The organism is Halobacillus sp. HZG1, from assembly GCF_035818575.1.
GTDB lineage: Bacteria > Bacillota > Bacilli > Bacillales > Halobacillaceae > Halobacillus > Halobacillus litoralis.
This window is the reverse complement of record NZ_JAYLVQ010000060.1, coordinates 12,721-25,751: the sequence shown is the minus strand read 5'-3', so window position 1 is coordinate 25,751 and position 13,031 is coordinate 12,721. Positions and strand designations below refer to the sequence as shown.

Annotated in this window: 15 protein-coding genes and 2 other annotated features (1 of these 17 running past the window's edge); all 15 genes read right to left on the bottom strand. The window is 45.3% G+C overall.

Annotated elements, in window-relative coordinates; genetic code table 11:
* Window positions 1-59: 59 nt before the first annotated feature.
* The 15 genes from rpoB to cysE all read right to left on the bottom strand — a co-directional run bounded on the left by rpoB (window position 60) and on the right by cysE (window position 12,772).
* On the bottom strand, window positions 60-3,587 hold the full coding sequence (gene rpoB, locus VKA52_RS08980) for a DNA-directed RNA polymerase subunit beta (RefSeq protein WP_160916730.1): 3,528 nt from the start codon (window positions 3,585-3,587) through the stop codon (window positions 60-62).
* A 315-nt stretch (window positions 3,588-3,902) separates the two neighbouring features.
* The gene (locus tag VKA52_RS08975) at window positions 3,903-4,574 is read right to left on the bottom strand and encodes a class I SAM-dependent methyltransferase (protein WP_442788834.1); all 672 of its coding nucleotides are present in this window, start codon (window positions 4,572-4,574) and stop codon (window positions 3,903-3,905) included.
* An 83-nt stretch (window positions 4,575-4,657) separates the two neighbouring features.
* Window positions 4,658-5,023 (bottom strand): 50S ribosomal protein L7/L12, encoded by a 366-nt coding sequence (gene rplL / locus VKA52_RS08970; protein WP_089654443.1) that lies wholly within the window; start codon window positions 5,021-5,023, stop codon window positions 4,658-4,660.
* 50 nt (window positions 5,024-5,073) lie between these two features.
* Complete coding sequence (gene rplJ, locus VKA52_RS08965; RefSeq protein WP_160916763.1) at window positions 5,074-5,574, bottom strand: 50S ribosomal protein L10; 501 nt, start codon at window positions 5,572-5,574, stop codon at window positions 5,074-5,076.
* Window positions 5,575-5,615: 41 nt separating this feature from the next.
* Window positions 5,616-5,762 (bottom strand) — a sequence feature (ribosomal protein L10 leader region).
* Between the two features lie 51 nt (window positions 5,763-5,813).
* Complete coding sequence (gene rplA / locus VKA52_RS08960; RefSeq protein WP_146818485.1) at window positions 5,814-6,509, bottom strand: 50S ribosomal protein L1; 696 nt, start codon at window positions 6,507-6,509, stop codon at window positions 5,814-5,816.
* Window positions 6,510-6,626: 117 nt separating this feature from the next.
* Window positions 6,627-7,052: a 50S ribosomal protein L11 gene (gene rplK / locus VKA52_RS08955; protein WP_035511717.1), complete on the bottom strand. Its 426-nt coding sequence runs from the start codon at window positions 7,050-7,052 to the stop codon at window positions 6,627-6,629.
* 152 nt (window positions 7,053-7,204) lie between these two features.
* Window positions 7,205-7,741: a transcription termination/antitermination protein NusG gene (gene nusG / locus VKA52_RS08950; RefSeq protein WP_146818487.1), complete on the bottom strand. Its 537-nt coding sequence runs from the start codon at window positions 7,739-7,741 to the stop codon at window positions 7,205-7,207.
* 129 nt (window positions 7,742-7,870) lie between these two features.
* Window positions 7,871-8,047: a preprotein translocase subunit SecE gene (secE, locus tag VKA52_RS08945; RefSeq protein WP_160916728.1), complete on the bottom strand. Its 177-nt coding sequence runs from the start codon at window positions 8,045-8,047 to the stop codon at window positions 7,871-7,873.
* Window positions 8,048-8,087: 40 nt separating this feature from the next.
* Window positions 8,088-8,237 carry a 50S ribosomal protein L33 gene (gene rpmG / locus VKA52_RS08940; RefSeq protein WP_074736204.1) on the bottom strand — a complete coding sequence of 50 codons (150 nt, stop codon included), beginning with the start codon at window positions 8,235-8,237 and terminating at the stop codon, window positions 8,088-8,090.
* A gap of 79 nt (window positions 8,238-8,316) precedes the next feature.
* On the bottom strand, window positions 8,317-8,973 hold the full coding sequence (sigH, locus tag VKA52_RS08935) for an RNA polymerase sporulation sigma factor SigH (protein ID WP_160916726.1): 657 nt from the start codon (window positions 8,971-8,973) through the stop codon (window positions 8,317-8,319).
* 81 nt (window positions 8,974-9,054) lie between these two features.
* Window positions 9,055-9,564: an NYN domain-containing protein gene (locus VKA52_RS08930; RefSeq protein WP_115824702.1), complete on the bottom strand. Its 510-nt coding sequence runs from the start codon at window positions 9,562-9,564 to the stop codon at window positions 9,055-9,057.
* A gap of 3 nt (window positions 9,565-9,567) precedes the next feature.
* Entirely contained in the window at window positions 9,568-10,311 is a 744-nt protein-coding gene (gene rlmB, locus VKA52_RS08925; protein WP_160916724.1) for a 23S rRNA (guanosine(2251)-2'-O)-methyltransferase RlmB, read from the bottom strand.
* Window positions 10,312-10,313: 2 nt separating this feature from the next.
* Complete coding sequence (locus VKA52_RS08920) at window positions 10,314-10,715, bottom strand: Mini-ribonuclease 3 (RefSeq protein ID WP_326315216.1); 402 nt, start codon at window positions 10,713-10,715, stop codon at window positions 10,314-10,316.
* Between the two features lie 4 nt (window positions 10,716-10,719).
* Complete coding sequence (gene cysS, locus VKA52_RS08915; RefSeq protein ID WP_326315214.1) at window positions 10,720-12,120, bottom strand: cysteine--tRNA ligase; 1,401 nt, start codon at window positions 12,118-12,120, stop codon at window positions 10,720-10,722.
* Window positions 12,110-12,772, bottom strand: a complete 663-nt coding sequence (gene cysE, locus VKA52_RS08910; RefSeq protein WP_326315212.1) for a serine O-acetyltransferase — start codon at window positions 12,770-12,772, stop codon at window positions 12,110-12,112. Before cysE ends, cysS begins: the two co-directional genes overlap by 11 nt.
* A gap of 72 nt (window positions 12,773-12,844) precedes the next feature.
* Window positions 12,845-13,031: a binding site (T-box leader), on the bottom strand (it continues 32 nt past the right edge of the window).

Here is a 13,031-nt window from a genome sequence, read left to right as displayed (position 1 = left end):
CTTTCAGTATCCGGGTTTTACCCTAAGCTTAGAACACGAGCAGCAGCAGTGTTTCTATCTTAATCGTCTAAGTTCAAATTCTCGGATTCTTTGGTTTGCTCTTCTTCGATATCGCGCATTTCGATCTCTTGTTCATCAGCAGAAAGGATCTTCACATCCATACCTAAACTCTGAAGTTCTTTAATTAGGACCTTGAATGATTCAGGGACCCCTGGTTCAGGAACGTTATCACCTTTAACGATGGCCTCGTACGTTTTCACACGTCCGACGACATCATCTGATTTGACAGTCAAGATCTCTTGAAGAGTATAAGCCGCACCGTATGCTTCAAGTGCCCATACCTCCATCTCACCGAAACGCTGTCCACCGAATTGTGCTTTACCACCAAGCGGTTGTTGCGTGACCAATGAATACGGTCCAGTTGAACGGGCGTGCAGTTTATCGTCAACCATGTGTGCAAGTTTAATCATATACATAACACCAACGGATACACGGTTATCAAATGGATCACCTGTACGTCCGTCATAAAGAATTGTTTTCGCATCACGAGCCATACCTGCTTCTTGCAGTGTCTCCCAAACGTCTTCCTCACGCGCACCGTCAAATACCGGGGTGGCAATTCTCTCACCCATTAAGCGAGCAGCCATACCCATGTGAAGCTCCAGTACCTGACCGATGTTCATACGCGACGGAACACCTAGTGGGTTCAACATGATGTCTACCGGTGTACCATCCGGAAGGAAAGGCATGTCTTCTTCTGGAAGAATCTTAGAAATAACACCTTTGTTTCCGTGACGACCGGCCATTTTATCCCCTTCAGAAATCTTACGCTTCTGAACGATATAGACACGGATCAACTGGTTAACACCCGGTGGTAGTTCGTCACCATCTTCGCGGTTAAAGATCTTCACATCAAGGACAATTCCGCCTGCACCGTGTGGCACACGCAGGGAAGTGTCACGCACTTCACGAGCTTTTTCACCGAAAATCGCATGTAGAAGACGTTCCTCTGCCGATAGTTCTGTCACACCTTTTGGAGTAACTTTACCAACAAGTAGATCTCCGTCGCTTACTTCAGCACCTACACGGATAATTCCGCGGTCGTCCAAGTCACGAAGGGCATCTTCCCCAACGTTCGGAATGTCACGAGTGATTTCTTCTGGTCCAAGCTTCGTATCACGAGCTTCAGACTCATATTCTTCAATGTGAATGGACGTGTACACATCATCTTTAACGAGGCGTTCACTCATGATGATCGCATCCTCATAGTTGTAACCGTCCCATGTCATGAAGGCAACAAGCGGGTTTTGACCCAGTGCCAATTCACCCATATCCATGGAAGGTCCGTCAGCCAGGATTTCGCCCTGTTTGACGCGATCTCCTTTAGAAACAATCGGGCGCTGGTTGTAACAGCTTCCCTGGTTGGATCGAATGAATTTCTGCAGACGATAACGGTCAAGATCTCCTTCGACCTCTTTGCCATCCACTTCAGAAATACGGCGGACACGAACTTCTTTCGCTTCTACGCGCTCTACAATTCCTTCGTGTCGGCAGATGACCGCAGCACCAGAGTCTTTACCAGACACATACTCCATACCTGTACCCACAAGCGGAGCATCAGGCTTGAGCAATGGCACCGCTTGACGCTGCATGTTCGCACCCATCAAGGAACGGTTGGAGTCATCGTTCTCAAGGAAAGGAATACATGCGGTCGCTGCAGATACAACCTGCTTCGGTGATACGTCCATGTAGTCGATACGGTCACGGCTTACGACGGTGTTCTCACCACGGAAACGGGCGATTACTTCTTCATCTGTAAAGGCTCCATCATCTTCAAGCTTGGCGTTCGCCTGAGCGACAACGTAGTTGTCTTCCTCATCAGCTGTCAGATAATCGATTTGCGCTGTAACTTTATTCGTATCTGGATCAACGCGGCGGTATGGCGTTTCGATGAAACCAAACTCATTTACTTTCGCATAAGAGGAAAGGGAGTTGATCAAACCGATGTTCGGACCTTCCGGCGTTTCGATCGGACACATACGACCATAGTGGGAGTAGTGTACGTCACGAACTTCAAATCCTGCACGTTCACGAGTCAGACCACCCGGTCCCAGTGCTGAGAGACGGCGCTTGTGCGTCAGTTCTGCCAACGGGTTCGTTTGGTCCATGAACTGAGACAATTGCGAGCTTCCGAAGAACTCTTTAATAGAAGCAATGACAGGACGAATGTTAATCAATTGTTGTGGTGTGATGGAGGACGTATCCTGAATGGACATACGCTCACGAACCACACGCTCCATACGAGAAAGACCAATACGGAATTGGTTCTGCAGCAATTCACCAACAGAACGCAGGCGGCGGTTACCTAGGTGGTCGATGTCATCCGTTCCACCCACATCGTGCAACAAGTTGAAGAAATAGCTGATGGAAGAAAGGATATCCGCAGGGGTAATGTTCTTCACGTCACGGTCAATGTTTGCATTGCCGATGACATTGATGGAACGTTCACCTTCTGGGTCCGTCGGGTCAACAATTTTGACAGACTGAACCTGGATAGGATCTTCAAGGACACCGTCTACCGGGTCCAACGTTTCTTCACTCAATGTGCCCTCTTCGTCATCAAAGTGAGGGATCAGCTTATTCAATAGACGACGATCAATCTTGTCCCCTTTTTCAGCGATCACTTCGCCCGTTTCTTCGTCTACCAGCGTTTCTGCCAGCGTCTGATTGAACAAACGGTCTTTGATGTGAAGTTTTTTATTCATTTTATAGCGACCTACACGCGCTAGGTCATAGCGTTTCGGGTCGAAGAAACGGGAAACGAGCAAGCTTTTCGCATTCTCTACTGTCGGCGGCTCGCCAGGGCGTAGACGCTCGTAGATCTCAAGCAATGCTTTCTCTGTGTTTTCCGTATTGTCTTTTTCCAACGTGTTCTTCAAGTATTCGTTATCACCAATAAGATCGATGATCTCCTGGTCTGTGCCGAATCCTAAAGCACGTAAAAGCACGGTGATCGGTAACTTACGGGTACGGTCGATACGGACGTGTACGACGTCTTTAGCATCGGTTTCGAACTCAAGCCACGCTCCGCGGTTCGGGATGACGGTAGCTGTGTAACCTCTCTTACCATTCTTATCAATCTTCTTGTTAAAGTACACGCTAGGAGAACGAACAAGCTGAGAAACGATAACACGCTCAGCACCATTGATTACAAAGGTACCTGTGTCTGTCATAAGTGGGAAGTCACCCATAAATACTTCTTGTTCTTTCACTTCTCCTGTCTCATTATTTAAGAGACGTACTTTCACACGAAGTGGTGCGTTATATGTTACATCGCGATCCTTTGACTCATCGACTGGATACTTTGGTTCGCCAAGACTGTAGTCCACAAACTCCAATGACAAATTACCTGTGAAATCTTCGATTGGGGAAATATCCTGGAACATTTCCTTCAAACCTTCTTCTAAGAACCAATCGTAAGAAGCGGTTTGAATTTCAATCAAGTTCGGTAATTCTAATACCTCACTGATGCGTGCGTAACTTCTGCGCTGGCGGTGTCGTCCATACTGAACTAGTTGACCTGTCAACTGATTCACCCCTCAAATCAAGCATTTTAATAACGAAAAAAGGGTCCGGCAAGACATGCCGAACAGGCTTGCGGTTGATCTTGCCACAAGCACTATTTAAACATCCGTTTCACAACGAATGGTGATTCTTCATTTCTCTCTAACGTTAGACAAAAAAGAAAAAGGCTTTTCATACGTAAAAACCTCATTTACTTTCAGTGTTCGATTTTACCATTCTGACCATCTATCAACTTTTTATACACATTTCTAAAAAAAGACTTGACAGAGTTCAGATATATTGGCATTTTTCAATACTAGCACAACTAGTAGGGCTAGTCAAACTTTTTTAGCTCTAAGGATGTAGTACCCTTTGTGCTTATCCACGACCTCTGCATTTCCGAACAAATCTTCAAGTTTTTGCTTCGCAGACGGCGCCCCCTGTTTCTTTTGAATCACGACCCACAGCTCTCCTTCATCAAGTAGAGCTTCCTTCGCTTCTTCAAACATTGTGTGGACCACTTGTTTCCCGGCCCGGATGGGTGGGTTTGTAAGGATAGCGGCAAACTTCTGATCTACTATTCCTTGTAAACGGTCGCTTTCTTGAATCGTAATGTTCACCACTTCATTATCTTCGGCATTTTTTTCGGCCAGCCCCAACGCTCTCTCATTTACATCGACCATAAATACATGACGGTCTTCGTGAGCTTTAGCCAGGGACAAACCGATCGGGCCGTAGCCACAACCAAGGTCAAGTATGTCACCTTGAACACCTGGTTCCTGGAAGGTATCAATTAAAAAACGCGATCCGAAATCCACTTCTTTTTTGGAAAAGACAGCATTATCCGTCGTGAATGTGAAGACATGACCGAGCAACTCAAAGTTCCATGTCTTTTCTTCACTGCTCGTCGTTGTTTTCTTTGAATAATAATGCTCCGACATAACCCGAACACCTTCTTTTTCATCTATTGAAACGGCAAGGTTTATTCCTGATTCTAGCAAGTCTAACAAATCATGAGCACTCTTGCTAAATATGCCTGTTAAGAAAAAGAAAGCCCGCCGATAAATCAGCGAGCTTTACTTTAAACATTCTCTTACTTAACTTCGACAGAAGCGCCTGCTTCTTCAAGCTTAGACTTGATTTCTTCAGCTTCTTCTTTAGAAATAGCTTCTTTGATTGTTGCCGGAGCACCATCAACCATTTCCTTCGCGTCTTTAAGACCAGCACCAGTGATTTCACGTACTGCTTTAACTACTTTGATCTTAGAAGATCCAGCAGATTCTAGTACTACATCAAATTCAGTTTGCTCTTCAGCAGCTTCGCCACCTGCAGCAGGCGCGCCAGCAGCAACTGGAGCTGCAGCAGATACACCAAATTCTTCTTCAATTGCTTTAACTAGATCGTTAAGCTCAAGAACAGACATTTCCTTAATCGCTTCGATAATTTGTTCGTTAGACATGAGAAATTTCCTCCTTAGTTTTTGTTGTTATAGTTTAAACGAACGCTAACTTACGCGCTTTCTTCTTCTTTTTGATCCGCGATCGCTTGCGTAGCGTAAGCGAAGTTGCGGATAGGTGCTTGTAGTACGCTTAGGAACATAGATACAAGACCTTCGTAGTTTGGAAGGTTTGCAAGTTCTTTGATTTGCTCAAGAGTTGCAACTTGACCTTCAACTACCCCACCTTTGATTTCAAGGCTATCGTGATCTTTAGCGAAGTTGTTCAATACTTTAGCCGCAGCTACAGCATCGTCTTCATGGAAAGCGACAGCTGTCGGTCCTTGAAGGACTTCGTTAAGTTCAGATAGTTCGACTTCGTCAGCAGCACGACGGACCATTGTGTTTTTATACACTTTGAAATCTACGCCTGCTTCACGAAGCTGGGTACGAAGTTCAGTAACTTCTGCTACATCAAGTCCGCGGTAGTCTACAACGACTGCAGATTTACTGTTGCGGAACTTGTCAGCCAAGTCAGATACAATCTGTTTCTTCTGTTCGATAACACTGCTCATTGTTCCACCTCCTATTGACTTTTCATCATACCGTTCGAAGGTTTTACTCATAAAAAACACCTCCACATAGACATGGAGGTGTTTCATAGAGCAGGGCAGATCGCGCTGCTCTATTTATATCACACACCTCGGCAGGACTTTAAGTGGGAACCCACACCTGCTGTCTACGGTATAACGTATTTATTTATACAACGCTACCTAGTATATCTCGTAGATAACGGAAAGTCAACACTTTTTTATTACTTCGTGTAACCAGAAACGTCTACTTTGATTCCAGGTCCCATTGTAGATGAAACAGCAGCGTTACGCATATAAGTTCCCTTAGATGCTTGTGGCTTCGCTTTAACAAGTGTTTCAGTGATTGCTGCGAAGTTTTCAGCCAGCTTGTTCTCATCGAAAGATGCTTTACCGATTGGAACATGGATGTTCGCTGCTTTATCAACGCGGTATTCTACTTTACCTGCTTTGATTTCGTTAACAGCTTTTTCTACTTCGAATGTCACTGTACCTGTTTTAGGGTTTGGCATAAGACCTTTTGGTCCTAGTACTCGACCTAGTTTACCAACTTCAGCCATCATGTCAGGAGTTGCTACTACAACATCAAAATCGAACCAACCTTGGTTGATCTTGTTGATTAGGTCTTGTTCACCTACGTAGTCAGCACCTGCTGCTTCTGCTTCTTTCGCTTTATCACCTTTAGCGAAAACAAGCACACGCTGAGATTTACCTGTACCGTGTGGAAGCACCATTGCGCCACGGATTTGCTGATCCGCTTTCTTAGGATCTACACCCAGACGGAATGCCGCTTCGACAGTTTCGTCAAAGTTCGCTTTTGAAGTTTCTTTTACAAGCTTGATGGCTTCTTGCACATCGTAAGCTTTTGTACGGTCAACAAGCTTCGCTAGCTCTTGTTGCTTTTTCGATTTCTTAGCCATTATTAATTTCCTCCTCGTTGTGGTTTTAACGGATTTTCCTCCCACGAATAAAGGTTGCGAAAGAGTCAATAGCTCCATTTCCGCAACCTTTTCCTATCTCCATGTAACGCTGTGGGATTAATCTTCGATCGTGATTCCCATGCTGCGCGCTGTACCTTCAACCATGCGCATTGCAGCTTCAACGTCAGCAGCGTTCAAATCAGGCATTTTCGTTTCTGCGATTTCGCGTACTTGGTCGCGTTTAACAGAAGCTACTTTGTTACGGTTCGGTTCACCGGAACCTGATTCAACTCCTGCCGCTTTCTTAAGAAGAACAGCAGCTGGTGGAGTTTTCGTAACGAATGTAAAGGAACGGTCCTCATAAACCGTAATTTCTACTGGAATGATCGTACCTGCTTGTTCCTGTGTACGAGCGTTAAATTCCTTACAGAATCCCATGATGTTAATACCTGCTTGACCTAGTGCTGGTCCAACCGGCGGTGCTGGGTTCGCTTTACCTGCAGGAATCTGAAGCTTTACAACATTAATAACTTTTTTAGCCACGAGACACACCTCCTTAAAGTCCGTGATGTGGTAATAGGGTTCAACCCCTCCCACTCATTGCGATATCTACGCAATCGCCCTCTTTTGGGGCGCATATAGAACATAAAAATTCTAGCATCTTTATTTCCAATATGCAAGGGGAGAGTTGAATTTTATAATTTTTCGATTTGGGTAAAGTCTAACTCTACCGGGGTTTCACGCCCGAACATATTGACGTGGACTTTCACTTTCTGCTTGTCCGTATCAATATATTCAATGGATCCTGTGAAGTTTGCGAAAGGTCCGTCTGTCACTTTAACACTTTCCTTCACCTCGAAGTCAACCTCCGCTTTCGGCTGTTCGTTCATGCCCATGCGCTTAAGAACCGTTTCTACTTCTTCAGGCAGGAGAGGGATCGGCTTAGAACCGGAACCAGTGGATCCTACGAAACCAGTAACACCTGGCGTATTACGTACCACGTACCAGGAGTCATCTGTCATGACCATTTCAGCCAAAACATAACCAGGAAATACTTTTTTCTTCGCCACTTTCCTCTTGCCATTTTTAATTTCTGCTTCTTCGTCCTCGGGAACAAGAACACGGAAGATCTTGTCTTCCATTCCCATTGATTCCACACGCTTTTCCAGGTTTGTTTTCACCTTGTTCTCATAACCTGAATAGGTGTGGACTACATACCATCTTTTTTCCATATTCGCAGGACAAGTGCTTGCCCTTCCCTCCCTTATACTAGAGTTGATGAATATTACTCCAACATGAAAAAACCCGCGGGACGGGTTTTTTGTAAGTCTATCTCCTATTATAGCATAAAAACCACTCTACTATTCTTGAGCGATGAGTTCAATCACTTGGGAAATCCCAAGATCTACAATAGCGAAGAATACAGCTACGAAAGTGACAGTCAAAATAACCGTAACCGTGTACTTCCACAGTTCCTGACCTTTAGGCCAACTAACCTTCTTCATCTCTCGTGCTACATTCTTGAAGAACTTAAACATGCTGTAATACCCCCAAACTTGCGCCAACTGGCTTCCTTCTCTATTTCGTCTCGCGGTGTAAAGTATGCGTTCCGCACTTTTTACAAAACTTGCGGACTTCAAGACGTTCGGATTGGTTGGATCGATTTATATATGAACTATAATTCCGACTTAAACATTCTGTACAAGCTAATATGACTTTTTTTCTCATTATCCGTCACCTCAATCTAGAGAGGTTTACACATACTCACTAAATGTAGCACTCTTACCGATTACTGTCAATGCAGCTTTCATAGAGTGATTTCATTGACTTCCAAGTATTTTTCAAGCTTTCTCTTCACACGTTGTAAAGCGTTATCAATAGATTTCACGTGTCGATCAAGCTCAACCGAAATCTCCTGGTAGGAACGTCCGTCCAAGTAGAGGGTCAGCACTTTTTTCTCTAAATCACTTAATAACTCTGACATTTTCTCTTCCATGTCTGAAAACTTCTCTTTATTAACAATCAATTCTTGTGGGTCGATAGCCTTTGAACCAGCGATGACATCCAGTAATGTCCGATCTGATTCCTCATCATAAATAGGCTTGTCCAAAGAAACGTAGGAATTCAACGGGATATGCTTCTGTCTTGTGGCGGTTTTAATTGCGGTGATAATTTGACGGGTGACACATAATTCTGCAAAGGCTTTGAAGGATGACAGCTTGCCTTCTCTGTAATCGCGGATGGCTTTGTAAAGACCGATCATCCCTTCCTGGACGATATCCTCCCGGTCTGCGCCAATAAGAAAGTATGTCCGAGCTTTCGCGCGCACAAAATTCTTGTACTTATTAATCAAGTAATCTAGCGCCTGGACCTGTCCTTGATTAATCCGTTCAACGACTTCTTCGTCATCAAGCTTGCTAAGATCCAAATCGTTGGTGCTTTTCTCCGTTTGTAAGATGCTCACACAGGATCCCTCCGACCGTGCTACCTCAATATAGCAATATTATACAGTACGATTCTGAAAAGCGTCAACAAGTTGTCAGAATTATTTATCTCCTCGGCGCCATTTCTCAAACAGTTCCCTTACCTCTTTATTGATTGGTATTTTAGATTGATAAGGGTACTGGTTCTGGCTTTCGACATCTTTCTCTATTTGGTTTTCAATATTCTTCACTTCAATATACAGTTCTCTTGCTGATTTTCTGAAAGCTCCCTGCCCGAAAATGGTCCGTTGTTCTGCATAGTCTGACGTCGCGACATAGACTTGAGTACGAACATCATTCAACTCTCCCGCGAGTTTTTCAATCCGTTCATCAGCGGTTTCGTTTTCTTTTGTAAAGATAACTTCAACTTTGTAATTTTTTTGTTTTTTTTCAACTCCCCGGACATGGTAAGCATCAAAAACGATCATGATCCGGTCCCCGGTGTATGATTGATACTCCGCCATCATCTCTATAAGGAGATCCCGGGCCTGGCCGAGATCTTTCTCCTTTAGATTTTTTAATTCCGGCCAAGCGCCAATCATATTGTATCCATCGACAATTAAGACGTTCATGCCTTATTCCCCTAACGGATGACGCTTTCTATAGACTTCGTACATCAAAAGGGAAGCCGCTACAGATGCGTTCAAAGAAGTTACTTCTCCGGCCATAGGGAGACTGACCGTCCAATCACACTTATCTTTCGTTAATCGGCTCATGCCGCGACCTTCACTTCCAATGACGAGGGCGATCGGCATTTTCCCGTCAAGCTCCCGGTAATCTTCTGTACCTACTGCGTCTGTACCTACCACCCAGACAAACCTTTCCTTCAACTCATCAATCGTCCGTGCAAGGTTCGTTACACGAGCAACCGGAATATATTCGATCGCCCCTGTCGACGTTTTCGCAACGGTTGCCGTTAAAGAAACAGAACGTCTCTTCGGTATGATGACACCATGTGCTCCTGCCGCATCTGCCGTCCGCAGTATGGAACCGAGATTATGCGGGTCTTCAATTTCATCACAAATAATGAAAAATGGAGGCTCGTCCCTTTCTTCTGCTTTCGCAAATAAATCTTCCAAATCACTGTATTCATACGCAGCCACCGAAGCAATGACCCCCTGGTGATTTCCATCAACAAGCTGGTCAATTTTCTTCTTCGGCACTTTTTGAACAATGAGTCCTTGTTCCTTGGCCAGCTGTTCAAGCTTTTTGTACGCCTGGTGCTGCAACTGGTCCGATACCATCACTTTATTGATCGGTCTGCCTGACCGGATGGCTTCCTGGACCGAATTCTTTCCGATGATCCATTCTCCGCTCATGATTATTCACTCCTTTCTTCAACTATTTGAATAGCGTTTTGTATCAATGTTTCCAGCCGCTCGGTCTGGCCCGATAAATACAAAAACCCTAAAACCGCTTCGAATGCGGTCGAATAACGATAAGTCTGTACGTTGGTGCTTTTAGGGACGGATCCCGATTTTGCGTTCCGCCCCCTCCTAAGCACACCTTCCTCTTCTTCCGTGAGCCTTCCTTCCTGCTGCCATACATTAACCACATTCGCCTGCGACACAGCCGAAACAAACTGGATGGCTGCCTGGTGAAGATGCTGAGGCTTCACCTCTCCTTTTTCAAGCAGGTGCTGCCTCACATAAAGCTCATAAACAGAGTCGCCCATATAGGCGAGAGCAAGACTCTTCATCTGTTTCGCATTTGCGATCGCCATCGTCCTACCCCCGCTTCCATCTCGTGCCCTGGGATGTATCTTCAAGGATGATGTTGCGATCTTTCAACTCATCACGAATTTCGTCGGCACGCGCGAAGTCACGATTCTTTCTGGCTTGCTTCCGCTCTTCAATTAGAGCATCCACTTCCTCATCAAGCAATTCTTCCTGAGCCTGCAGTTGAATACCGAGAACCCCTGTCAATTCTTCAAACAATTCTTCAAAAGCCGTCAAGACTTTTTCGTGAGTCTGCTCCTCCTGTAAATATAAGTTTGCAGTTTTGGTTAAGTCAAACAGGACGGAAATCGCGTTCGCCGTGTTGAAGTCATCATCCATTTCTTTAATGAATTGCTCTTTATAACCAGCCACTTTATCCAGCCACTCACTTTGATCTTCCTTCAAGCTCATCGTGGAATTTTTTCGGTGCTGGATGTTTTCATACGCATTCTTGATACGATCAAAGCTGCTTTTCGCCCCTTTCAACAACTCATCACTGAAGTTGATGGGATGACGGTATTGGACACTCAGCATGAAGAAGCGGATCACTTGAGGGTCATGCTTTTTCACAAGATCGTGGGCAAGGATGAAGTTCCCTAAGGACTTCGACATTTTTTCATTGTCAATATTAATATACCCGTTATGCATCCAGTAGCGGGCAAAAGATTCCCCGTTATGAGCTTCTGATTGCGCAATCTCATTTTCATGGTGGGGGAATGTTAAATCCTGCCCGCCCGCATGGATATCAATCGTATCTCCAAGGTATTTCTTCGCCATCGCTGAGCACTCGATATGCCACCCCGGCCGGCCGCTTCCCCAAGGACTCTCCCAGGTGATTTCGCCTTCCTTCGCATCTTTCCATAGTGTGAAGTCTAGCGGATCTTCCTTTTTGTCCCCGACTTCAATGCGGGACCCGGATCTTAACTCATCAATGGACTGGTGGGAAAGCTTTCCGTATTGATCGAAAGAGCGCGTACGGAAATACACGTCCCCTCCTGCTTCATAAGCAAACCCTTTGTCGATCAACCCCTGGATAAAGCTGATAATCTCATCCATGTTTTCCGTCACACGCGGATGATCCACGGCTTCTTTCACGCCAAGTGCCCCAACGTCTTCTTTGTATGCCGTAATGAAACGATTGGCGATATCTGTGACTCCTTCGCCCATTTCATTCGATGCATTAATTAATTTGTCATCGACATCTGTAAAGTTGAGTACATAATGGACATCATATCCTCTGTATTCAAAATACCTTCTCACTGTATCGAATACGATCGCCGGCCTTGCATTCCCTATGTGAATGTAGTTATAAACCGTTGGACCGCAAACGTACATTTTCACTTTTCCTTCTTCCAGCGGCTGGAACGGTTCTTTTTTTCTTGTCAGTGTGTTGTATATGTTAATCGCCATGTTGGTTCACTCCTTTGGTTTCCTTCAATTCTTTGCGCAGTTCTGCCATTTCCTTTTCGATTTCGTTCAACCGGTCGTACACAGGGTCCGGGAGTTTGTGATGGTCAAGATCCTTCTTTTGGACTTTCTTGCCATCCTGGATGACGACATGACCAGGGATACCGACAACCGTCGAGTTGTTCGGAACATCATGGAGCACCACCGAACCAGCTCCTACCTTAGAGTTTTCCCCAATCGTAATCGATCCCAGCACTTTCGCTCCCGTGGCGACTAATGAGTTATCAAGAAGCGTCGGGTGTCTTTTCCCTCTTTCTTTCCCTGTCCCTCCAAGCGTCACTCCCTGAAAAATCGTCACATTATCACCAATTTCACACGTTTCCCCAATAACGACGCCCATGCCATGGTCAATGAAGAAACGTCTCCCGATCTTCGCTCCAGGGTGTATTTCAATGCCCGTCAGGAAGCGGCTCCATTGAGAGATCAGCCGGGCAAGGAAGAAAAACTTCCGCTTGTGACAAGCATGGGCCACCCGGTGCGCCCATATCGCATGCAGTCCTGAATATGTCAGAATCACTTCAATATAAGAACGAGCAGCAGGATCTTGATCGAACACCACATCCACATCTTCTTTAAACATTTTGAACAGCCCCATACTTGCTCCCCTCCTTGTGCTGAAACAGAAGCGTTCCCCATAAAAATAAAAAACGCGCCTTTGTGCCAATGGCACAGAGACGCGTCGAACGTGGTTCCACTCTGTTTGGGATCGGCTTTTAGACCTTTCCCCGCTTCATCCTTGATAACGGAAGGTACCCGCTTCGGCATACTTCGTTCAGCCGAAGACTCCGAGGTGCATTTCAAAGGCTTCTCTACGAACCACTTCCAGCCGTGGTGATTCTCTCTGTAGAAGAGAG